Genomic DNA, 23,923 nt, shown 5'->3' on the forward strand with positions numbered 1-23,923 from the left:
GATGAGTAAATTAAAAGGATTTTTAGAATATAACAGAAGAGATGAAGATACCGTTGCTGTTCCAGAAAGGGTTCAGAATTACAAAGAATTCACACAGGAATTGAGCAATGAGGAAATGAATGAGCAGGGAGCACGCTGTATGGATTGCGGAATACCATTTTGTCATAGCGGCTGCCCCCTTGGAAATTTAATTCCAGATTTTAATAATGCTGTCTATAAGAATGACTGGAAAAGAGCTTTGGACATATTACACTCCACTAATAATTTTCCTGAGTTCACGGGCAGGCTCTGTCCCGCACCCTGTGAATCGGCCTGTGTCCTGGGTATAATAAAACCTCCTGTTGCCATAGAACTCATTGAGAAATATATTCCGGAAAGAGGCTTTAAGGAAGGCTGGATTACCGCGAACCCTCCAAAAATCCGCACCGGGAAAAGAGTTGCAGTGGTAGGTTCCGGTCCGGCCGGCCTCGCAGCAGCACAGCAACTTAACCGGGCGGGTCACAATGTCACTGTACTTGAAAGAGACCACAAACCAGGCGGATTATTACGCTATGGAATTCCCGACTTTAAGCTGGAAAAATGGGTAATAGATCGCAGGCTTGCAGTATTGGAAGAAGAAGGAATTGAGTTTATAACCAACGCCAATGTGGGTGTAAATTATAACATTGAAAAGCTGAAGGAATTCGACGCTATCCTTCTTTGTGGCGGGGCAACGCAGAAAAGGCCCCTTCCCATACCAGGGGCCGATGCTGAAGGGGTGGTGCAGGCTATGGATTTTTTAAAACGAAACAATCAGGTTGTAGACGGGATTGCAGAACCAACAGAGGAATTACACGCGAAAGGCAAGCATGTGATAGTAATAGGGGGTGGTGACACAGGTTCAGATTGTGTTGGGACTTCAAACCGTCACGGAGCAAAGTCTGTCACCAATTTTGAGATCATGCCCATGCCTTCAGAAAACAGAACAGAAGCCAGCCCCTGGCCGTACTGGCCCTTTACTTTGAAAACCACTTCTTCCCATGAAGAGGGTGTGGAGCGAAACTGGAGCATCTCCACCAGGGAATTTGTTATAGACGGGGAAGGAAAATTAAAAGGCCTGAAAACTGTGGAGATCGAGTGGGTAAAAACCGGGGAAGGCAGGCCACAGTTAAAGGAGATCGAAGGAACCGGGAAAGAATGGCCCTGCGACCTTGCCCTGCTGGCACTTGGTTTTACCGGACCAGAAAATAATCTGAGTCAAAAGCTGGGACTGGAGGTGGACAACAGGACCAATATAAAAGGAGACCATAATTATCAAACCAATGTTCCTAACATCTTCACGGCAGGGGATATGCGCCGTGGGCAATCCCTTATAGTATGGGCTATTTCTGAAGGTCGGGAAGCCGCCAGGAGTGTGGATGAATATCTAATGGGGAAAACTTCCTTACCAACGAAGGGTGCGGGGGATTTACCTGCAGCGTGAGCATTTTTGAGAAACGGGGGACAAGAGGCAAGAGAAGAGAAAAAAGAGTCTAGAGTCTGGAATCTAGAGCCAGGACTTCTTTACTTTCCTAATGTCTTTCCAGTTCCCCAATTAACTTCGTGAAACTCCTTTTTTAAACTCCGTGGCCACTCTGTGGTTAAACCAAGACAGCAGGATTATAAATGTTTTAGAAAGTACGATACCACCCCTGCAGCTTTCACCCGATGGCGCGGATTTGCAATCCGTGACGAACACTCAACACCCGACGATTTGTACTTTCCAGCCTAACCAATCCCATACACCCCCCTGCGTTTGTCATCCTGTAAGGATCACACTACCGAGTGAGTGGGCAAGAGTGGCCATTTGGATTATTAGGAAACAAGAGTCAAGAAACAAGAAACAAGAAAAAGAGAATAGAGTCTGGACTTTCTTCATTCCCTCTACCCCGTGCTTTCCTTACCTTCCCGGTTTGTCATCCTGTAAGGATCCCACTCCCGAGTGAGCGAACAAGAGTGGCCTGTTGTAGAGAGTCAGGAGACAAGAGCAAAGCCTGGTTTTTTTGTCCCGTAGGGACTATATATGGGTAAAAAAAAGGGGGCATTAATTCCTGTGCCTTTAGGTACAGCATATAGCTACGTCTGGCATTTTATATTTCGTACCTAACGGCACGATAATACCTTTGCGATTGAAATTTCTACTCATATAAGGTCCCTAACGGGACATAGTGTGGGCAATGAAGAACCAAGAAAAGAGAGAAGAGAAAAAGAGTCTGGAATCTAAACCTCTGTGCTCCCCACTACCCGATGGCGCGGATTTGCAATCCGTGACGAGTACTCCACACCCGACGACTTATGCTTTCCAGTCTCACCAATCCCATCAACCCCCTCTGCGTTTGTCATCCTGTAAGGATCCCACTCCCGAGTGAGTGAACAAGAGTGGCCTGTTGTGGAGAATCAGGAGACGAGGGCAAGCCCTGGTTTTTTTGTCCCGTAGGGACTATATATGGGTAGAAAAAAGGGGTAATTAATTCCTGTGCCTTTAGGTACAGCATATAGCTACGTCTCGCATTTTATATGTCGTACCCAAAGGCACGATAAAATCATTTCGTTTATTTTTTCTACCCATATGAGGTCCCTAACGGGACATAGGGTGGGCAATGAAGAAACAAGAAACTAGAGAAGAGAGAAGAGAGAGAAGAATCTGGAATCTAGAGCCTGGATTTTCGTTATTCCCTCTATACCCCCTCTTTATCCTTAGCCTCCCAGTTTGTCATCCTGTTAGGATCCCACGCGCGAGTGAGCGAGTAGATGTAGAGAACAGGACTCCAACCGGGCACTATTTAACCACGGAGTAAACGGAGTACGGTACGGAGTATCACAGAGTTCTACTCCGTGTAACTCCTCTTATTAACTCCGTGGCCACTCTTGTGGTTAATTCTTACAAGCTGAATTATACATAAGGACCCAATGGCGCGGATTTGCAATCCGTGACGAGTACTCAATACCCGATGTCTGTACTTATACCATCTTTCACCCTCCCACGTTGACTTTATTCCATAAAAAAACCCTCTATCGGTATGATGAAGGGTTTTGAAGTCAGCATTTGCTGATGTTATAAACAAAAAAAGCACCTATCTTTCGATAAGTGCTTTTCAAAAACAAGGCGGCGACATACTCTCCCACAATACAGCAGTACCATCTGCGCTAACGGGCTTAACTTCTCTGTTCGGAATGGGAAGAGGTGAGCCCCGATGCTATAGCCACCTTAAATCTTAAAGTAGTAGTGAGATATTAGTAGTGAGTAGTGAGACAACATCTCAATACTCAATACTCAATTCTCAATACTAACTTCTAATAAGTTAACATATAAGGAAATAAACAATAGAAGATATCATTGATATTTTAATAAAATAAAATGAGTACTAGGTTATCCTGTCCTCCTTCGCCCGAAGGCTCCGGAGGACGGGTGCACTAAGCTTTACGGATTATTAGTACCACTCGGCTATGACATTACTGCCTTTACACCTATGGCCTATCAACGTGGTAGTCTTCCACGATCCTTTAAAGAAATCTCATCTTGTGGTGGGTTTCGCGCTTATATGCTTTCAGCGCTTATCCCTTCCAAACGTAGCTACCCAGCAATGCTCCTGGCGGAACAACTGGTGCACCAGAGGTTTGTCCAACTCGGTCCTCTCGTACTAGAGTCAGATCCACTCAAATTTCTAACGCCCACTGTAGATAGAGACCGAACTGTCTCACGACGTTCTGAACCCAGCTCGCGTGCCACTTTAATGGGCGAACAGCCCAACCCTTGGGACCTTCTCCAGCCCCAGGATGTGACGAGCCGACATCGAGGTGCCAAACCCCCCCGTCGATGTGAGCTCTTGGGGGAGATCAGCCTGTTATCCCCGGCGTACCTTTTATCCTTTGAGCGATGGCCCTTCCATGCGGAACCACCGGATCACTATGCTCTACTTTCGTACCTGATCGACCTGTATGTCTCTCAGTCAAGCTCCCTTTTGCCATTGCACTCTACGCACGGTTACCAAGCGTGCTGAGGGAACCTTTAGAAGCCTCCGTTACTCTTTTGGAGGCGACCACCCCAGTCAAACTACCCACCAAGCATTGTCCCCCATTTGCAGGGGTTAGGCTTCAAACAAGTAAAGGGTGGTATTTCAACAATGACTCCACCACACCTGGCGATGCAGCTTCAAAGTCTCCCACCTATCCTACACATCACTTGTCCAAAGTCAATACTAAGCTATAGTAAAGGTGCACGGGGTCTTTTCGTCCCACAGCGGGTAATCGGCATCTTCACCGATACTACAATTTCACCGAGCTCATGGCTGAGACAGTGTCCAGATCGTTGCACCATTCGTGCAGGTCGGAACTTACCCGACAAGGAATTTCGCTACCTTAGGACCGTTATAGTTACGGCCGCCGTTTACTGGGGCTTCAATTCAATGCTTCGCCAAAGCTAACATCTCCTCTTAACCTTCCAGCACCGGGCAGGTGTCAGACCCTATACGTCATCTTTCGATTTAGCAGAGTCCTGTGTTTTTGATAAACAGTCGCCTGGACCTCTTCACTGCGGCCCATCCGAAGATGGGCGACCCTTCTCCCGAAGTTACGGGTCTATTTTGCCTAGTTCCTTAGCCATGAATCTCTCGAGCACCTTAGAATTCTCATCCCAACTACCTGTGTCGGTTTGCGGTACGGGCTGCCACCACTCGCTTTTCTTGGAAGTCGATTCGCTAGATTATCACGCCAGCCGAAGCCTTTGTGTACTATCGGGGTGTTACCACTCCCTTCAACGCACTATTCCGTCAGTGCGCACTAACTTTTCGCCTCCGTCACTTTTATCGTGGGGCAGGTACAGAAATATTAATCTGTTGTCCATCGACTAACCCATTCGGGGTCGCCTTAGGTCCCGACTAACCCTCAGCTGATTAGCATAGCTGAGGAAACCTTAGTCTTTCGGTGTGCGGGTTTCTCGCCCGCATTATCGTTACTTATGCCTACATTTTCTTTTGTAATTAGTCCAGCAAGCCTTACAGCTCACCTTCAACCCTATTACAATGCTCCCCTACCACTCCATATCTAAATATGAAATCCATAGCTTCGGTAGTATATTTATGCCCGATTATTATCCATGCCGAACCGCTCGACTAGTGAGCTGTTACGCACTCTTTAAATGAATGGCTGCTTCCAAGCCAACATCCTAGCTGTCTGGGCAGTTCAACCGCGTTTCTTCAACTTAATATACATTTGGGGACCTTAGCTGATGGTCTGGGTTCTTTCCCTCTCGGACATGGACCTTAGCACCCATGCCCTCACTGATATACATCATTTTATAGCATTCGGAGTTTGTCAGGAATTGGTAGGCGGTGAAGCCCCCGCATCCAATCAGTAGCTCTACCTCTATAAAACTAATATATCGCTGCACCTAAATGCATTTCGGGGAGTACGAGCTATTTCCGAGTTTGATTGGCCTTTCACCCCTACCCTCAGGTCATCCCAAGACTTTTCAACGTCAACGGGTTCGGTCCTCCACTATGTGTTACCACAGCTTCAACCTGCCCAAGGGTAGATCACACGGTTTCGCGTCTAACACTACCAACTATAGCGCCCTATTAAGACTCGCTTTCGCTACGGCTCCACATCTTAAATGCTTAACCTTGCTGGCAACGTTAACTCGTAGGCTCATTATGCAAAAGGCACGCCGTCACCCCTAAGGGCTCCGACCGCTTGTAAGCGTATGGTTTCAGGATCTATTTCACTCCGTTATTCACGGTTCTTTTCACCTTTCCCTCACGGTACTGGTTCACTATCGGTCTCTCAGGAGTATTTAGCCTTAGCGGATGGTCCCGCCAAATTCATACAGGGTTTCACGTGCCCCGCACTACTCAGGATACCACTATGGTTTATGATCTTTACTTATACGGGACTATCACCCTCTATGGTCACTCTTTCCAAAGTGTTCTAATTCATAACACAACCAATCTCGTGGTCCTACAACCCCAACTAATCCGTAAACTAGCTGGTTTGGGCTAATGCGCGTTCGCTCGCCACTACTTGCGCAATCACTGTTGTTTTCTTCTCCTCCGGGTACTTAGATGTTTCAGTTCCCCGGGTTCGCCTACCTTACGGTATACTATATCTTCAATATAGTGGGTTGCCCCATTCGGATATCTGCGGATCAACCTGTATGTGCCAGTCCCCGCAGCTTTTCGCAGCTTATCACGTCCTTCATCGCCTCTGAGAGCCTAGGCATTCCCCATACGCCCTTATTTAGCTTATGTGCTTTTACCTAATATGCTCTTGTCTCTATAAACAGCCGTGCAGCATGTCTATAGAAACGATTTTTATTCTATTATTCTATCTACTTGTATTTCTACAAATTCGATTTTTCTCGTATTCTTTATTTCCCAATATGTCAATGAACGTTTCTCTTAGTAGTGAGTAGTTAGTAGTGAGTAGTGAGTAGTGAGACAAAAATCTCAATACTCAATTCTCAGTACTCAATACTAAAAATAGTGGAGAATATCGGAGTCGAACCGATGACCTCCTGCGTGCAAGGCAGGCGCTCTAGCCAGCTGAGCTAATCCCCCATTTTTTAAATTGAAATTCCAAAAAAACCAAAATTCCAAATTCCAAAAAGGATAGGTATCCCAACTTCTAAAATTTCCTTTCAATAATTGTAATGAACTTAATCCCCTTTTTTTACTCCCCCTTCGGGGGTTGGGGGCCTGTAGTCTCAGGCAGACTCGAACTGCCGACCTCTACATTATCAGTGTAGCGCTCTAACCAGCTGAGCTATGAGACTGCAAATAGATACTAGATTTTAGATCTGAGACTTGAGATTTCTTTTCATCCCTCTCTTTATCTCACATCTCATATCTGATATCTCACATCTAATATTAGATCTTAGACTTTAGATTTTAGACGTGAGACTTATTCTCTCACTCATCTCATATCTCAAATCTAATATCTCATATCTTTTATAATATAATATATCGAAATTGACAGCTAAATTAAGACCAAAGAGTTCCTTTTGAGAACCTTGAGTGGTAATTGCGATTGCTCTTTAATAAGCAATGCTCTAGAAAGGAGGTGTTCCAGCCGCACCTTCCGGTACGGCTACCTTGTTACGACTTAGCCCCAGTTACCAGTTTTACCCTAGGCGGCTCCTTGCGGTGACCGACTTCAGGTACCCCCAGCTTCCATGGCTTGACGGGCGGTGTGTACAAGGCCCGGGAACGTATTCACCGCATCATGGCTGATATGCGATTACTAGCGATTCCAGCTTCACGGAGTCGAGTTGCAGACTCCGATCCGAACTGAGATAGGGTTTATAGATTCGCTCCTGCTTGCGCAGTGGCTGCTCTCTGTCCCTACCATTGTAGCACGTGTGTGGCCCAGGACGTAAGGGCCGTGATGATTTGACGTCATCCCCACCTTCCTCACGGTTTGCACCGGCAGTCTTGTTAGAGTTCCCGACATTACTCGCTGGCAACTAACAACAGGGGTTGCGCTCGTTATAGGACTTAACCTGACACCTCACGGCACGAGCTGACGACAACCATGCAGCACCTTGTAATCTGTCCGAAGAAAAAGCTGTTTCCAGCCCTGTCAGACTACATTTAAGCCCTGGTAAGGTTCCTCGCGTATCATCGAATTAAACCACATGCTCCACCGCTTGTGCGGGCCCCCGTCAATTCCTTTGAGTTTCATTCTTGCGAACGTACTCCCCAGGTGGGTTACTTATCACTTTCGCTTAGCCACTCAGTCCGAAGACCAAACAGCTAGTAACCATCGTTTACGGCGTAGACTACCAGGGTATCTAATCCTGTTCGCTACCTACGCTTTCGTCCATCAGCGTCAGTATCTTATTAGTGATCTGCCTTCGCAATCGGTATTCTATGTAATATCTATGCATTTCACCGCTACACTACATATTCTAACCACTTCATAAGCACTCAAGAACAACAGTATCAATGGCAATTCTATGGTTGAGCCACAGACTTTCACCGCTGACTTATTATCCCGCCTACGGACCCTTTAAACCCAATGATTCCGGATAACGCTTGGATCCTCCGTATTACCGCGGCTGCTGGCACGGAGTTAGCCGATCCTTATTCTTACGGTACCGTCAAGCCTCTTCACGAAGAGGTGTTTCTTCCCGTATAAAAGCAGTTTACAACCCATAGGGCCGTCTTCCTGCACGCGGCATGGCTGGATCAGGCTCTCGCCCATTGTCCAATATTCCTCACTGCTGCCTCCCGTAGGAGTCTGGTCCGTGTCTCAGTACCAGTGTGGGGGATCTCCCTCTCAGGACCCCTACCTATCGCGGTCTTGGTAAGCCGTTACCTTACCAACTAACTAATAGGACGCATACTCATCTTATAGCCATAAATGTTTAATCAGAAAATAATGCTATTCTCTAATACTATGGGGTATTAATCCAAATTTCTCTGGGCTATCCCCCTCTATAAGGTAGATTGTATACGCGTTACGCACCCGTGCGCCGGTCGCCACCATCCGAAGACGTGCTGCCCCTCGACTTGCATGTGTTAAGCCTGCCGCTAGCGTTCATCCTGAGCCAGGATCAAACTCTTCATCGTTAATCTTTAAATAAATTTACAATTACCAAGGTTCGTATCTGTCTCTTATATATAAGAGACACTCAAAATGACTTTCTAGTCTTAATTTAATTTCTTTGCTTTACTACCTAAGTAGTAAAACGCGCTGTCAATTCAATATATCAAAGAACATATGTCGCACCGCGACTTTGTTAAAATAAAAGGAGTCGAACCTCTTCTCACCCACCCGGGATTTTATTTCTTTATTTCAATAACTCTTAAAGACCACCCACTCGTTTTTAAAGCGGCTGCAAATGTACAACCAATTTTAATTACCGGCAAAACTTTTTTTGAAGTTTTTTTCGAGGGAATTTCTTTTGAAGAACAACCGCCTTTTTCTCATTTAGCGGGGTGCAAATATACACCCTATTTTGTTCCTGCCAAAACCTTTTTTAAAGTTTTTTTAAGAAGCTGCTCCAACAAGGAAGTAACCTCCCCCTCTCTTCGCAATCCCAGTCTCTGCTCAATGAACTCCGCTACTCTTAAGATGTTACTCCCTCGCTAAGCGGCTGCAAATATACACCGCTTTTTTCCTTTCCCGCAAATATTATTTGAGGTTTTTTTAGGAAAAAAATTTAAGAAGTTCTTAACAGGTTGAACCACCATTCTTTAAACCAAAAAATAATTGGAAAGATTAGGCAGCCATAAGAGACAAACAGCCAGATATTTTGATGTTCCTTAAAGAAAGAAATTCCAAACCAGGCCGAATCTTATAATGAAATCCCTGTAGGGATAGCCGGGAGCAGCAAAATTATTGTTCCCGGTAATTAGCGAATTCACATGCTCCAGCTTAAAAAAGATCCTGGTTTGCTGCACTCTCCCATTAAAAAAGAAATCTACAACAGGATAATCCCCGAAGGAAGCTTCATTTTGAACATAGAACTCTGCTAGCACAGGATCATAGCCGTTCATATTATAGGAAGTAAAATAGTTCAGTGTAAACCCGGTCTGTACAAATAGCGCCCTCCTAAACCAGCGATCGCTAAAGTATAGTGAGTTCCTGGTTATAAGTTCAGGCACGTTAAAAACACCCCCTCCTTCTGTTACGCGTTGATACATAATGGTATTGTCAAGGGAGAATTTTCCGTAATGAAATTCACGTTGGGCCTTAATCCTCAAATAACTTATGCTGCCATCGTGCTGGAAGGGCCGTGTAAAACCTTCTTCAGTTTGGGAAAAATAGGCGTAGTTATTAATAAGTGTATAACCTCCTTCAAGATTCAACAGTTTGGGGGAAATAAACCTTGCATTAAGCACCTGGGTACTTTCGTTCGAGAAATTTGTTTGCCAGTTATAATTTAAGTAATCGCTTTGATGAAGCAGGAAATTAAAATTCGGCGCCCTTTCATTACTATTTACTTCGACATTCAGAAAATTTAAGGGCGTAATCTGGAAATTTAAGCCAGCAGTAAGAAAATGGCCGGTAAAATCTCCGGCAAGGTTGACCATAGCATCTCCATACAAAGCAAAGGGACCAAATTGATTGGCATACTCTGCCCCGGCAGAATAGTTCTCTCCTACGAGCCTGTTGGTAACCACCTGGTCGCCGAGGACTATTATAGAATTATATCCATAATTATAATAGGATTGCCCTGCTTTAAAAGCCAGTTTTCCCAATGTGTTATTCTCATAAGTTACACCAAGCACATTGTTGATATGTCTTAATTTGCTCTCATCATTGAGTGCAGTGGCTCTTAAAGTTGGACCAAATATTTCCACGGGATTGGTCTGCCTGAAGATGTACTTTTTATCGCTAAAATTCAGAATGTGGGTAAGAGCTATTCTATTATTGTCTCCACTTACAAGGTCGTACTCGTGATCCAGGTAAAACCTTTTTCCAAACAGGACATTTTCAGCATTTTCGAATCTAACCTCCAAAAGGGACCTGTCCTCAAACTCCTCCTCTTTATTAATGTATTGCTCCGTAGCCAGGTCATTTAATCCACCGTTCTCACGATTGAGTAGATCCTGTGCTACAAAGTGGGCCTTCATCCTGTACCTGTTATTCAAAGTTTGATAATTAAGGGTAGACCTGAAATTGCCCGTACTGGTGAGGGAATTTTGATATTTTCCTAAAGAACGTAAACCTTTATACGCTATAGAAAAATTTAACCTGGAGGAAGTATTTATGGTGAAAAAGGCATCCAGGTTTTGTCCCTGTTCAGGAACTGTTTTGAAATAAAGATCGGTTAATGGGGTGGGCACTTCGTAATAGGAAATATCTTCGGCCTCCATAAAATTGAAATGACGCGCCTGCGCCCCAAATTCAGGAATCAGGTTTTCCTCTTTAAAATAATATGCGAGCCTGTTATAGGTTTGACCCACATTGGCAAAGGGCAACAATTCAAAATTATCCTTTCGCAGATAATTGAACCTGTAATCCTTGTGTATAGTAAGCGATGTATCTACAAAGGTAGTATCACCACGATGGGAAATGATCTTATACGCAGTAATAGGAGGCTTTTGAAGGGAATCCTTTTGTTCCAATCTATTGCCACCGCCAGCCCCTGCCGGCCGCTGCCCGTAAGAAAGCATTATACCACCCAGAATAAAGAAAACTATTAATAATTGCTTCATAGGGAAATCACCTCCTGCAAATGTAAAATAATTAACCAAACAAATTTTAGTTTTTAGCAGAACAAACCATCCCAATGCAACGATAAAGGCTATAAACGGAAGTATTTTAAAAATTCAATTGTTGCTTTCGCTCTATACATAATATGACAAAAATTTCTGAAATGTTATCAAAAAAAAAAAGGCTGCCCTTGCAGGCAGCCTTTTCATCAATTATGATTGGATATTAATATCCTGTGTTTTGATCAATATTAGCATTTACATCAACTTCAGAAGTTGGAATTGGAAGTGCAAAGTTATAAGCACCATAGTCAACTCCATTATGTAATTGAATAACATCTACACTTTGAATATCCATACCTGCACGAGCCAGGTCATGGAATCTAAACCCTTCAAATGCAAGTTCCTTTCTTCTTTCTAATAAGATGTTTTCGAAAGTTGCAGCATCATAGGTATCTCCTCCTCTGTTTTCAGGGATTCGGTTTAACCAGGTTAGAGCATCAGCTCCACCGGTTTCCATTAAAGCCTCAGCATAGATCAACACTATTTCCTCATAACGAATAACAGGAACGTTATCTTCAAAAGGAGCTGTTCTTGGGTATTTCCCAACGTTTCTTAAAGTACCGTTTTCACTCACTCCAATTACAGTAGATGGTTGTACACCTGCTGTTGGGTCATAAGGAGAAACACCTCTTACGTCTCCTTCATCATAGATAGCTGCAAGATTTGGAAGCGCAACAACATCACCATAAGAACCTACCTGGTAGATATTGGCAAGACCATTTATCCCGGCATTATCTGTAGGTGTGTTTGCGATCTCAAAAATAGAGTTTGCAGATCCACGGCTTCTAAAGTTACTAAGGAATTCACCTTCGCTGGCAATTGTATAATTACCAGAATTGATTACAGTTTCAGCTGCATTTAAAGCACGTGGGTGATCTCCAAAATAATTAGCGATCCTTGCTTCGATTGCATACGCCGCATAAGTAGTTATGAATTCTTTACTTACATCATTAAGGCTTTCAGACATTAGGTCCTGAGCTCTCTCAAGATCTGCATAAGCAAGATCCTTTACTTCCTGTACAGTATTTCTTGAAGGAAATAAGTTGTCATTGTCTCTAAAGGCAGTTACGTAAGGTACTCCCGAAGCACTTAAACCTCCATTATTTACGTGTTGCTGACCGTAGAACTTCACAAGGTCAAAATGCGCTAGTGCTCTTATTGCATAAGCCTGACCTTTAATGTGATTTATTCTTGCTTCATCACCTTCAATACCTTCTGCACCAATAATAATATTGGCAGATGCTATTACCCCGTAGATCTGTGACCATAGAGAACTCGCAATAGCAGACTGAGCGTTTAAGTCCATTTGAGCCTCTACCACGAAACGGTTAGAGTTTGCATTGGATGTTGCATTGTCTGAAAACACCTCACCCAGGATTATGACATCCCTGTTATAATAAGCTGTTGTAGACATTCTTTCCATTGCTCCAATTAAAAGAGCTTCAAGGTCATTCAGAGAATTAATACTGGTCTCAATACTTTTTGATTGAGCCAGTGTTGGCTCCAGGTCCTCCTCAGAGCAAGAGGTAAGAGTACCTATGCTCAGGACGAATAGTAATAAATATTTAAATGTTCTTTTCATTTTCTAGAATTTTACGTTAATACCTAAAGTATAAGTTTCTACTGGAGGTGTTGTTAGTGTTGTATAACCATTTGCTCTTACTTCAGGATCCAATAATAATCCATCATCTTTTACCCATGTAGCAAGATTCGTACCTCTTAATGTTAATGTTAGACCATCAAGACCAACAGACTGTGCAAATTGAGATGGCAGGTTATAACCTAAAGCAACATTTCTAAGTCTTACAAAATCTCCATCATATAAGTGACGGCTAGAAGTCGCGTGGAAATTGTCATTTCTTGCATAGTTTACCACAGGTACATTCGTAACGTCCCCTGGCTGTTGCCATCTATCCATAAGTTCTGCAGCACCATTGTAAGTTCCTAATGTAAAACTGTTAGTTCTTAGGTAAAATTGTGCAAATTGCTCATAAATTTTATGACCACCCTGGAAATAAATATCAGCCTCAGCAAAGAAACCTTTGAATTGAACTCTGGTTCCTAAACCTCCTGAGTAAGTTGGTAAAGCACCAACACCCTGGTCAACTCTTTCAGCATTATTGTAGTTTGAAGTAACTTCTCCATCTCTACCGTTCACATACCAGGTAGGAGCTCCAGTTTGTGGATCTACACCTGCCCATGTTCTCATGTACCAGGTTCCTGCTGGCAAACCAACTCTTGTTGTCTTATAAACACTTCCGGCTAAAGGATCGATATCATTACCATCAGCTCCAACAGCTAAAGCGGTAACTTCATTCTCTACAGTAGCAACGTTACCAGAGATATTCCAGGAGAAATCTGCAGTTCTAATTACGTCGAAAGCCAATTCAACTTCCACACCCTTGTTGGTCATCTCACCAAGGTTTTGGTCCTGGCTTGAGAAACCTGTGGTTCTTGATAATGGAACTTCCTGTAAAAGGTCGTAAGTTCTTCTGTTATAGTAAGCAAAAGATCCTGTTAACCTGTTGTCAAATACTCCAAAAGTAAAACCAACATCAAAGGTCTCACCTTTTTCCCAGGTAAGATCGGCATTACCAAATTGAGTAGGAGTAGCCCCACCATTGTTTGAGTAATCTGCTCCGTATCCTAATAGTGCCTGGTAAGCATTAAGCCCAACAGCGTTGTTACCTGTAATACCATAAGAAGCTCTAAGACGTAATGTATTGAATACTGAGCCTCTCATAAATTCTTCCCTGTGAACATTCCAGGCTGTACCTACAGATCCAAAAGTACCAAATCTGTTTCCTGGTCCAAATCTTGAAGAACCTTCTCTTCTTATAGTAGCATCAAGAACATACTTACCTGCGAAGTTATAGTTCAAAAGACCAAGGTAAGATACGTTATACCAATCTGTAAAAGATGAGAAAGCATCAAACTCTGCACTGGCAGAAGCAATGTTCGTTAACCCGTCTGCAGGAAAGTTGTTTCCAAAACCGAACAAGTACTGATTTTGGTTTTTCTGATATTCAAAAAGACCGGTTACATCAAAATTGTGATCCTGTCCTATTTTGAAGTTATAATTTAAACCACCCTGGTAAACAAGGTTTAAGGCTTTATTATCACTTGCAGAGATAGATCCATTTACAAATCTTGAATCTCCTTCATACCTGTTCTGGTAGTTCTTGTAATCTGTAACCTGCCAGTCTAAGCTTAAAGTATTTCTGAAAGTAAGATTTTCAAAAAGCTCCCAGTCGAAACGTGTGTTAGAAAGCGCACGAGTTAACATGTTTCTGGCAATGTTATTTTCAGTTACATACAATGTGTTGTGTAATGAACCAAACTGCAGCCCACCTCTTCTTAAATTACCATCAGCATCATAAGGATTGTTGAAAGGGTTCATCAAGTATCTTGTGATGAAAGGGTTTGAGAAGAAAGATCCCTGCTCTAAAATTGGGTTTTGAGTAGTATTGGAAACATTCACAGAAGTTGTGAAATTCATGTTCTCTCTCATTTTTCTTGAAAAGTTGAAAGAACCATTTATTCTTTCAAAAGCAGCTCCAATTACAGTAGCTTCAGTCTTGTTATAACCTACAGACGCATAGAAAGAACTTAACTCATCACCACCTGTAGCAGAGAAAGTATAGTTTTGCAATAGTGCATCCTCATTCTTAATTAATCCAGTCCAGTTATAATCTGTCCCATCATAATCTTCTGTTCCCGCAGGTAAAACTCCAAAGTCAACTGCAAGGGGGATAGCATTTTCAGGGGTAAAACCAAAATCACCTGATGTACCATTAGCACCATAAGAATTTACAAGAGCCTCACCTAAAAGCTCAAGTCTTTGAGCACCTGTTAATACATCTCTTTTATTATAAGCGTCATTTTGAATACCTACCTGAGAGGTAAAAGTGAATTGAGTCTCACCAGTCTTACCTCTTTTAGTTGTAACAACAATTACACCGTTAGAACCTCTTGCTCCATAGGCAGCAGTAGCCGAAGCATCTTTAAGAACCGTAATACTTGCGATATCCTGACTGTTAATGGCAGCCAATGGGTTTAAGGTACTCACGTTAGCACTACCTGCCTGGTTATCGTTACTAACCGGCACACCGTCAATTACATATAACGGCTCATTCCCGGCAGTAAGGGAACTTTGACCACGAATACGGATATCCTGGGCAGAACCCGGAGTACCCGAAGAAGTTGTAACCTGTAAACCGGCAACTTTACCCTGTAAAGCCTGGTCAACAGATACCAATGGCACCTCAGCAACATCTTCACCTCCAATTTGAACTGAAGATCCTGTTACTTCCTCCACACCTCTTGTGCTGTATCCAAGTACAACAACCTCGTCAAGAACAGCAGAATCCTCTTCCAGAGACACATTGATAACATTACTAGTTCCAATGGTTCTGGTTAATGTTTGGTAACCTACGAAACTGAACACCAAAACCTGGTTCTGGCTGGCATTGATCTGGTAGTTACCATCAAAATCTGTAGTAGTACCTGTGTTGGTACCTCTCAAAATTACGTTTACACCCGGTAGGGGCATTCCGTCCGTATCAGACACCGTCCCGGTAATCTGAATGTCCTGCGCAAAAGAAATTTGCACGACTAACGCGAATAATAGCGTTAGAATTCCATTTAAACTTTTTTTCATTATTTTGTTAATTTGAATTAGCCTGCGCCAAAAATCATAATAATTTCTTAATATAACAAATCGATTACAAAATTTGATGTGTTAAATCTTTAACACTACGCTGCCCCTTAGATGCATAAACTTTCAAAGGGTTGCGTAGAATTTTAAATTATTTTCGCAAAAACATTCACATGTTAGCAAATTCCTTTTTAAAAGATAAATTAGAATGCGGCACAGATGAGGCCGGCAGAGGCTGCCTGGCGGGACCTGTAACCGCTGCAGCAGTCATTCTTCCTCCCCGGTTTAGAAACGCTATTTTGAATGATTCTAAAATTCTTAAAATTTCGCAAAGATTAATTTTAAGAGACATAATAGAAAAAAAAGCCATTTGCTTTTCTGTTGCTCACCTGGATAATAATAAGGTGGACGAAATCAATATATTGAATGCCTCAATTTTAGCTATGCACCATTGTATAGAAAATTTATCCATCCGGCCCCAGCACATCCTGGTTGACGGCAACCGCTTCAAGCCCTATCCCCAAATCCCGCACCTGTGTATGATAAAAGGAGACGCAAAATATATGAATATTGCAGCTGCATCCATCCTGGCAAAAACATACAGAGATGCCTATATGGAAGAGATACATGTGGAATATCCCATGTACAACTGGAGAAAGAACAAGGGATATCCTACCAGGGAACACAGGGAGGCGATAAGGAAATATGGAGTTACCAAATATCACAGAAAAAGCTTCAGGTTGCTGCCGGAACAGTTGGAACTTGCGCTTTGATTACTACCTTTGTTCTAAATAAAAAACCCCATACGTTGACCCGGAAAAGATTTCTGCTAAAACTTGCCATATTCCTTACCATAATTTCATGCAGCACCAATGATAGCAGCACAGCAGAAATAGATGATTTCATTCCTTCAGAAAGTATTTATATGTTTCAGGCCCCAGAGCTTGTTACGATGCTTAAAATGATGGACAGTCTGGAATTCCTTCAAAAAAACAGGTTCATAATTGAGCCCTCCCACAGGGAACAATTAGAATACTTAGCCAGGCATAGTGAGGGCGGAGTATCCTTGATAAGCCTTACCGGTGCAACAGCGGGAGGTTACGACTATACCATAATAAGCAGGGAGGAAAACATAACTATAGTAACAGATTCTGTGGTAAACAAATCTATTGAAACTTTCAATTATGAAAATTTCAGCATTAAGAAATACAAGCTCGAGGAAGCCGGGTTTTTTACTGTTACAAAAAATGGGATATTCCTGGCCAGCAATTCCAGGAAGCAGCTTGAAACACTTTTAAAGGAAAATAGCGCAGGAGTACCAAACCCTTTCAGCAAGGAATATGCTGCTGCAGATGCTTCAAAATTTTCTTTATTTATCAATCATAGGCTCCTTGACACCCTTCTCACTCAAAATTTTCCCGGCAACAATTTACCAATTGAAAATCTTGCAACCGGTAGTCTATTGGATATCGATATAGCAGATCAAAAAGTCCTTTTTAACGGGATCGCCACCTGGCAGGAGAATGATAAGGTTCTGCTAGCCGCATTTCACAATGTCACTCCTGTTCAAAATGAATTGGCCTTGATAACTCCCATGGATGCTGCAGGCTTTTATTCCTACTCCTATAATAGTTTCGAAGAACTGTTTCAAAACCTAAGGACAGGGAACCGTACCTTGCCTGAAAACCATTTTCTTAGCTATACCCGGGAGGCGGGGATGATCTTTACGCCATCTTCCCGGGCCCTGGTACTTACCGCTACAGATCCCAGCCTAGCCAGGGAGGCCAACACTTTTGCAAGAGAAGAAGTCAAGATCTATAGAAATGTGGAAATACTAAAATTTACCACCAACCCCAAACTCACAGATTATCTGGACCAATTGATCCCTTCAATGACGAACACCTACTTTGCATATCTTGATAATTATATTTTAATGGCTGAAGATGTTGAAGTGCTGGAGCATATTATCACAAACTATTTGAATGGGTCTACTTTAGGGGAACAGGAGTATTATAAGGATGCTATGCAGAATCTTGCAGGTGCCTCCACCCTACTGATGGTTGCTAACACCGAAAACTTCAAACCCAGGCTCATCCAATTAAGTGCTGGGAAAATGGAGGAATCAAGCAAGAGTCTCGACCTATCGCAATATCCCATACTTGCCCTGCAATTTGTACAGGAAAGGAATTTTGCACATATCCACGGGATCTTTAATACAACCACAGCCTCCAGGCGTAATGGTATAAGCCAAACTGCCAGCATTGAAATTGAAAGTCCCATTGCCACTGCTCCCGCCCTTTTAAGAAATCATATTAATAATGAGACAGAGGTAGCTTTCCAGAATGAAGAAAATATTCTTTACCTGTACTCTTCTACCGGGGAACAGCTGTGGAAGAAGGAACTGGATGCCAGGATAAACAGCCCCCTCTACCAGGTGGACCTGTTTAAGAACGGAAATTTGCAACTGGCCTTTTCCTCCCCAAATTCCCTTTATGTTTTGGACCGCAATGGTAATAATGTAAAACCATTTCCACTCGATTTTAAGGATGAAATTACCAGGCCCCTTTCGGTATTTGATTATGACAACAACCGCACTTATAGATTTGTGATCACCCAGGGCAAAGACGTCCTTATGTATGATTCCAGGGGAAGGCGGGTAAAGGGCTTTGATTTTAAAAGTACAGGTTCTGAAATAGTTGAGGCTCCAAAACATATAAGGATTAGAAATAAGGACTACATTGTAATTCCGGAGGCCTCTGGAAAGCTGCACATTTTAAGCCGCCAGGGAAATTCCAGGGTCACGGTCTCTGAAAACTTCAGTTTTTCCAATAGCGAATGGTATCTTCATGAGAACACCTTCGCTTCTGTTGATTCCAATGATCAATTAATACGTATTACTGAAGCAGCCAAAGTATCGAGGGAAGCTATTCCCAATGCTGTTAATCCAATATTTACTGCAACAAATAAGGTAAGGGTGATCCAATCTGAAAACAACCTTAGGATCAACGGCAGGGAGGTTATCCTTGACTATGGCTTGTATACCAAACCTCAAATTTTTGAAATAGGAAAGAAAACTTTTATAGGGATTATTGATACCCAGGCCCAAAAAGTGTATCTGCTTGATGAAGAAGGGGAACTTATCCCGGGATTTCCCGTTTATGGAACATCTGCTATTGACCTACGGCAAAACGCAGCCGGGGACAGAATCCTTACAGTAAAGGCAGAGGACAACACCTTATTATTGTACGAATTTTAGTAATTCCCTTCTTCTGTAATAATTGTTCAAATCACGTAGAAAGTGAGATGAATTCTGCCTGGAACAATGAAGAAAAATGTTTAAGCAATCGTTCTTCGACCTCCTTCATAGACACTTCCCTGCGTCCCAGTTCAACATTGAGAGATGTTACTGCCTTTCCACGAATCCCACAGGGGATAATATGATCAAAATATCCAAGATCGGCATTCACATTGAGAGCGAAACCATGCATAGTTACCCACCGGCTGGCTCTAACACCCATCGCACATATCTTGCGGGCATATGGGGTGTCCACGTCAAGCCAGACCCCGGTTTCACCCTTGCTACGCTCAGGTTTTAACCCATATTCCTTTAATGTAAGAATGATAGCCTCCTCCAGCAACCTAAGGTATTTATGGATATCTGTAAAAAAATTCTCAAGATCCAGAATAGGATATCCCACTAGTTGCCCCGGCCCGTGATAGGTTATATCCCCTCCCCTGTTTATCTTATAAAATGAGGCATTTTTCTCCTTTAACTGGGAATCATTCAACAGGAAGTGTTCAGGTTTTCCGCTTTTTCCAAGAGTATACACATGTGGATGCTCTACCATAAGCAGGTAATTGGGGGTTTCTTCTGAAAGATCTTCCCTTCGGTTCCTAATCTTTTTATCGAGGATCTCCTTAAATAATCTTTCCTGATAATCCCACACCTCCTTATAATCCTTTAAACCCAGTTCCTGTATGTGTATTTTTTTGTTCAAGTTCGTTTTCTGTTTTCTGTTTTCTGTTCCCTGTTTTTCTTCACCAATCTATTCCTACGCCAGAAGCATTTTATTGGGTTTCTACGATTTTGACTTGTTCCCTAATTCCTGGTTCTTAAGTTGGCGACGAATGCACGAATGTTCTTTTTTTGTTTTCTCCTATTCTCGTACCGCCATCCTGAATTTGTTTCAGGATCTAATGGGGTTGAGTGTTGCCCATTTCACTTAGCAGGCGCATATACCACGTCCCTTGACTCTCGAATCCCGTCTCTTCTCTCTTCTCTCTTTTCTCTTTTCTTGGTTCTTGGTTCTTGGTTCTTGGTTCTTGGTTCTTGGTTCTTGGTTCTTGGTTCTTGTTTCTTGTTTCTTGTTTCTTGTTTCTTGTTTCTTGTTTCTTGTTTCTTGTTTCTTGTTTCTTGTTTCTTGTTTCTTGTTTCTTGTTTCTTGTTTCTTGTTTCTTGTTTCTTGTTTCTTGTTTCCCTCCAGACGCGATGAATCGCGTCTCTACATCTGTGCTGGTTCTTTATTCCTGGCTCCTACCCAGACTCCAAATTTTAGATTCCAGGATCCTCTTCCCCCTCCTACTTCCCTTGTTTATTCAAGATTATCAATGCCGCGATCACTCCCGGCACCCATCCAAGCAGGGTAAGGATCAAAACAATGAGGATAGAGCCACACCCGCGGTCGTAGACTGCCAGGGGTGGAAAGAGAATTGAAAGGATAACGCGCCACACGCTCATATTTGATGAATTTTATAGGATTTCAGCAAAGATACCAAATATTATAGGTCTTAAAACAAACCTCTGCCTTAGCTCATATTCAGGATAAAATCTAATTGATTGATTGTGTGAATGTCCCTATATTTGCAACTGCTTTGCCGTAATGGCTTAGTTTCATATTTTAAAAGACGAAAATGCAGTTATCTGAACAAGAAATAGTACGAAGGGAGAAATTACAATCCCTAAGGAAACTGGGAATAGACCCATATCCGGCAGCTTTATTTCCCGTATCGCACACCTCTGGCCAAATTAAGAATAATTTTAATGAAGGTGAAAAGGTGGTAGTTGCCGGCCGTTTAATGTCACGCAGAATACAGGGAAAGGCTTCCTTTGCCGAGATCCAGGATGCCGCCGGAAGGATACAGGTATATTTTAACCGTGATGAGATATGTGCCGGGGAGGATAAATCCAAATATAACGACGTATATAAAAAATTACTGGATATAGGTGATTTTATAGGTATTGAAGGAGAGCTTTTTACTACACAGGTAGGCGAAAAGACCATTATGGTGAAAGATTTCTCTATCCTAAGCAAATCCCTGCGACCATTACCACTTCCAAAAACAGATAAGGAAGGAAAGACCTTCGATGAATTCAACGATCCCGAACAAAGGTACAGGCAGCGTTATGCCGACCTGGTGGTGAATCCAAGGGTTAAGGATATTTTTGTGAAGCGCACCAGGCTTTTTAATGCGATGCGTAATTTCTTTAATGAAAAGGGTTATTTTGAGGTGGAGACCCCTATCCTGCAGTCCATTCCAGGTGGTGCAGCGGCCCGCCCGTTCATAACACATCATAACGCCCTGGATATGCCTTTATATCTAAGGATCGCTAATGAGCTCTATCTTAAGAGACTTATTGTGGGTGGCTTTGATGGGGTTTATGAATTCTCCAAAAATTTCAGGAATGAAGGTATGGATCGCACCCATAATCCTGAATTTACTGCCATGGAGATATATGTGGCCTACAAGGATTATAACTGGATGATGGAGTTCACTGAAAATCTACTGGAGCATTGTGCTATGGAAGTGAACGGAAAAACAGAAGCCACCTTTGGCAAGTATAATATAGATTTTAAAGCACCTTATAAGAGGGTGACAATGACCGATGCCATAAAAGAATATACAGGATTTGATATTACCGGCAAAAGTGAAAAGGAACTCTTTGAGGCGGCAAAAGGCATGGGCATTGATGTTGACGAGACTATGGGTAAGGGAAAACTTATCGATGAAATCTTTGGGGAAAAATGTGAAGGCAACTTCATACAGCCAACATTTATAACAGATTATCCTAAAGAGATGAGCCCATTATGCAAAGAGCACCGGAAGAATCCTGAATTGACAGAACGTTTTGAACTTATGGTTTGCGGGAAAGAAGTGGCCAATGCATATTCAGAGCTTAATGATCCTATAGATCAAAGAGAGCGATTTGAAGAGCAGCTTAAATTATCTGAAAAAGGAGATGATGAAGCCATGTTCATCGACAATGATTTTATAAGAGCTTTAGAATATGGAATGCCTCCAACCTCAGGCCTTGGAATTGGAATGGACAGGTTGATAATGTTCCTTACTAATAATGCGTCGATACAGGAAGTACTATTCTTTCCTCAAATGAAACCGGAAAAGAAAGCAGCAGTTCCAAAACCAGAAGATTTTATAAAACTGGGAGTTCCTCATGAATGGGTGGATACTGTTATGCACGAATTTGGAAGTGTGGCAAAATTACAGGAGAATAAAGCGACCCAGGTCCATCAAAAACTAAATGGTCTAAGAAAGAAGAATAAATTACCGGTTGCTGCACTGCAGCTGGAAGAAGTAGAACAGTGGTTTAAAAGTGCCTAAAGCACAGTCTGCCATTGGTGCAGATGGTCCAATATAAAAAAGAGGTTGCCGGGAATGGCAACCTCTTTTTTTATATTATCGAAAAAACCTTTTAGGCTTGCTCTTCATACCATTGAAGCAGCTTTTTGTAATCTTCAATAGTCTTGACTTTATTATTGGACAGGTAATTTTTTACCGCCCTGGAATTTGGTAAGGCTTTTGTAAAATCCTTCGTTTTAAGTTTTACCTCCTGTACTTCCCCATTCTCCAGAATAAGAAAATATTTTTCCTCCATTACAATTTGAGCAGGCTTATCCTTTTGATAGGCAGTTTGAGCTTTCATAGGCTCTGTTGTACTCGCAATAAGTTTTTCAACCAGGCTCACTTTTTCTCCCACATAATGCTCCACAAAATAGCCCTTAAGTAAATTGCCATCAACCCGTAAATTCCTGAACACATATTCATTGGGACCAAGTTGGTACCTAATATTTTTATTCGTGGGAAGCAAATACGTGACCTCTCCATTATAATCGGTTTTAATCTCCATCTCCTCGGTGACCACATTATACCTCAAAAAGGCATTTGTAGGTTCTTTTCCCTCGATAGTAAAGGTACCGGGTTTGAAATTATCTTCCAGGTAAGGTGTACCTTCATAAGTAACAAATTCATTAGTAGCCCTGGTTTGAATAAGCATATCGGTGTGAAGCCCGCCATCCTGGGGGATCTGGGCAAACATATTACCTGAACTTATCAACAAACCTCCAATAAACAGAACAAAGATCTTTCTCATAATATTTTCTTGTATTTATTAAATCGTTTCAAAGAATGTACCAAAAATATTTAAACTTCTTGTTATTCTTATACTTTTCCTGATAAAAACATTTATTTTCTAAAACCAATTACAGACTTCATCCCGCTATAATAAAAAAACCTTCAGCCATTTCAAGCCTGAAGGTTCTTGTATAATATCTTTATCTTTGATAACTATTTCTTTCCGAACATTCCGCCAACTTTGTCTGCCATTCCCCCAATACCTGAAGAAGAATCACCGCTTCCACTCAAATAAGCATCTACCTGCGAAGCCATACCTGCCGGCATTTTATCTTTTAAGAAAGAGGCTACAGTATTTACTGCAGTTTTCGCCTGTGATTCTGATATTCCGGCCTTTTCTGCTACCATTTTTACAACTTGCTCCATAATTATGTATTTTTAAATTTTATGCTATAAGATACAAAATTCCAGAGGTCTACCCGGGGCCATGAATTTGATTAACATATAATTAACCTACAGGCTCTAGCTGTTTTTTTTTGCGGCGGAAGAAAGAGTGACTCATAGAGCATATTCATTTAAATGACCGGAAAGCCAGGCACTAAAAGTTTCCCACTTCACAATCAACAAGTGTTAAATTCCAGGTTTTTTTAACTTCTCT

At 42.2% G+C, this 23,923-nt stretch carries 11 protein-coding genes, 2 tRNA genes and 3 rRNA genes; 4 read left to right on the plus strand and 12 right to left on the minus strand.

Annotated elements, in window-relative coordinates; genetic code table 11:
* Position 1: 1 nt before the first annotated feature.
* Positions 2–1,462, plus strand: a complete 1,461-nt coding sequence (locus tag FHG64_RS07420) for a glutamate synthase subunit beta (RefSeq protein WP_139065812.1) — start codon at positions 2–4, stop codon at positions 1,460–1,462.
* A gap of 1,657 nt (positions 1,463–3,119) precedes the next feature.
* On the opposite strand, the gene rrf is transcribed toward FHG64_RS07420, so the two are convergent.
* The 8 genes from rrf to FHG64_RS07460 form a co-directional block, all read right to left on the minus strand.
* Positions 3,120–3,229, minus strand: a 5S ribosomal RNA gene (gene rrf, locus FHG64_RS07425).
* Positions 3,230–3,428: 199 nt separating this feature from the next.
* Positions 3,429–6,264: ribosomal RNA gene (locus FHG64_RS07430) — 23S ribosomal RNA — on the minus strand.
* A gap of 234 nt (positions 6,265–6,498) precedes the next feature.
* Positions 6,499–6,572, minus strand: a tRNA-Ala gene (locus FHG64_RS07435).
* 141 nt (positions 6,573–6,713) lie between these two features.
* Positions 6,714–6,787, minus strand: a tRNA-Ile gene (locus FHG64_RS07440).
* Positions 6,788–7,067: 280 nt separating this feature from the next.
* A 16S ribosomal RNA gene (locus FHG64_RS07445) occupies positions 7,068–8,585 on the minus strand.
* Together the 16S, 23S and 5S rRNA genes with 2 tRNA genes alongside form the textbook arrangement of a ribosomal RNA operon.
* Positions 8,586–9,281: 696 nt before the next feature.
* Positions 9,282–11,219: a putative porin gene (locus tag FHG64_RS07450; RefSeq protein ID WP_246054333.1), complete on the minus strand. Its 1,938-nt coding sequence runs from the start codon at positions 11,217–11,219 to the stop codon at positions 9,282–9,284.
* 184 nt (positions 11,220–11,403) lie between these two features.
* On the minus strand, positions 11,404–12,822 hold the full coding sequence (locus FHG64_RS07455) for a RagB/SusD family nutrient uptake outer membrane protein (RefSeq protein WP_139065813.1): 1,419 nt from the start codon (positions 12,820–12,822) through the stop codon (positions 11,404–11,406).
* Positions 12,823–12,825: 3 nt separating this feature from the next.
* Entirely contained in the window at positions 12,826–15,900 is a 3,075-nt protein-coding gene (locus tag FHG64_RS07460) for a SusC/RagA family TonB-linked outer membrane protein (protein ID WP_139065814.1), read from the minus strand.
* 170 nt (positions 15,901–16,070) lie between these two features.
* Between FHG64_RS07460 and FHG64_RS07465 the strand changes: the two genes are divergently transcribed.
* Together FHG64_RS07465 and FHG64_RS07470 are read left to right on the plus strand one after the other, a co-directional pair.
* Positions 16,071–16,670: a ribonuclease HII gene (locus tag FHG64_RS07465; RefSeq protein ID WP_139065815.1), complete on the plus strand. Its 600-nt coding sequence runs from the start codon at positions 16,071–16,073 to the stop codon at positions 16,668–16,670.
* A 35-nt stretch (positions 16,671–16,705) separates the two neighbouring features.
* On the plus strand, positions 16,706–19,153 hold the full coding sequence (locus FHG64_RS07470; RefSeq protein WP_139065816.1) for a DUF3352 domain-containing protein: 2,448 nt from the start codon (positions 16,706–16,708) through the stop codon (positions 19,151–19,153).
* A 31-nt stretch (positions 19,154–19,184) separates the two neighbouring features.
* On the opposite strand, the gene lipB is transcribed toward FHG64_RS07470, so the two are convergent.
* Both lipB and FHG64_RS07480 read right to left on the minus strand, forming a co-directional pair.
* Complete coding sequence (gene lipB / locus FHG64_RS07475; RefSeq protein WP_139065817.1) at positions 19,185–19,895, minus strand: lipoyl(octanoyl) transferase LipB; 711 nt, start codon at positions 19,893–19,895, stop codon at positions 19,185–19,187.
* A 581-nt stretch (positions 19,896–20,476) separates the two neighbouring features.
* Positions 20,477–20,635, minus strand: coding sequence for a YqaE/Pmp3 family membrane protein (locus FHG64_RS07480; RefSeq protein ID WP_139065818.1), 159 nt, complete (start codon positions 20,633–20,635; stop codon positions 20,477–20,479).
* Between the two features lie 173 nt (positions 20,636–20,808).
* Between FHG64_RS07480 and lysS the strand changes: the two genes are divergently transcribed.
* Positions 20,809–22,515 carry a lysine--tRNA ligase gene (gene lysS, locus FHG64_RS07485; protein ID WP_139065819.1) on the plus strand — a complete coding sequence of 569 codons (1,707 nt, stop codon included), beginning with the start codon at positions 20,809–20,811 and terminating at the stop codon, positions 22,513–22,515.
* A gap of 91 nt (positions 22,516–22,606) precedes the next feature.
* On the opposite strand, the gene FHG64_RS07490 is transcribed toward lysS, so the two are convergent.
* Both FHG64_RS07490 and FHG64_RS07495 read right to left on the minus strand, forming a co-directional pair.
* Positions 22,607–23,284, minus strand: a complete 678-nt coding sequence (locus FHG64_RS07490) for a hypothetical protein (RefSeq protein ID WP_139065820.1) — start codon at positions 23,282–23,284, stop codon at positions 22,607–22,609.
* Between the two features lie 194 nt (positions 23,285–23,478).
* Entirely contained in the window at positions 23,479–23,691 is a 213-nt protein-coding gene (locus FHG64_RS07495) for a DUF2267 domain-containing protein (RefSeq protein ID WP_139065821.1), read from the minus strand.
* Positions 23,692–23,923 lie beyond the last annotated feature (232 nt).

This window comes from Antarcticibacterium flavum (assembly GCF_006159205.1).
Taxonomy (GTDB): domain Bacteria; phylum Bacteroidota; class Bacteroidia; order Flavobacteriales; family Flavobacteriaceae; genus Gillisia; species Gillisia flava.

What these genes read in the sequence shown, in the direction of transcription:
- FHG64_RS07455 (WP_139065813.1), bottom strand. Translation starts at nt 12,822, where the DNA reads ATGAAAAGAACATTTAAATATTTATTACTATTCGTCCTGAGCATAGGT.
- FHG64_RS07420 (WP_139065812.1), top strand. Translation starts at nt 2, where the DNA reads ATGAGTAAATTAAAAGGATTTTTAGAATATAACAGAAGAGATGAAGAT.
- FHG64_RS07480 (WP_139065818.1), bottom strand. Translation starts at nt 20,635, where the DNA reads ATGAGCGTGTGGCGCGTTATCCTTTCAATTCTCTTTCCACCCCTGGCA.
- FHG64_RS07465 (WP_139065815.1), top strand. Translation starts at nt 16,071, where the DNA reads ATGTTAGCAAATTCCTTTTTAAAAGATAAATTAGAATGCGGCACAGAT.
- FHG64_RS07490 (WP_139065820.1), bottom strand. Translation starts at nt 23,284, where the DNA reads ATGAGAAAGATCTTTGTTCTGTTTATTGGAGGTTTGTTGATAAGTTCA.
- lysS (WP_139065819.1), top strand. Translation starts at nt 20,809, where the DNA reads ATGCAGTTATCTGAACAAGAAATAGTACGAAGGGAGAAATTACAATCC.
- FHG64_RS07495 (WP_139065821.1), bottom strand. Translation starts at nt 23,691, where the DNA reads ATGGAGCAAGTTGTAAAAATGGTAGCAGAAAAGGCCGGAATATCAGAA.
- FHG64_RS07460 (WP_139065814.1), bottom strand. Translation starts at nt 15,900, where the DNA reads ATGAAAAAAAGTTTAAATGGAATTCTAACGCTATTATTCGCGTTAGTC.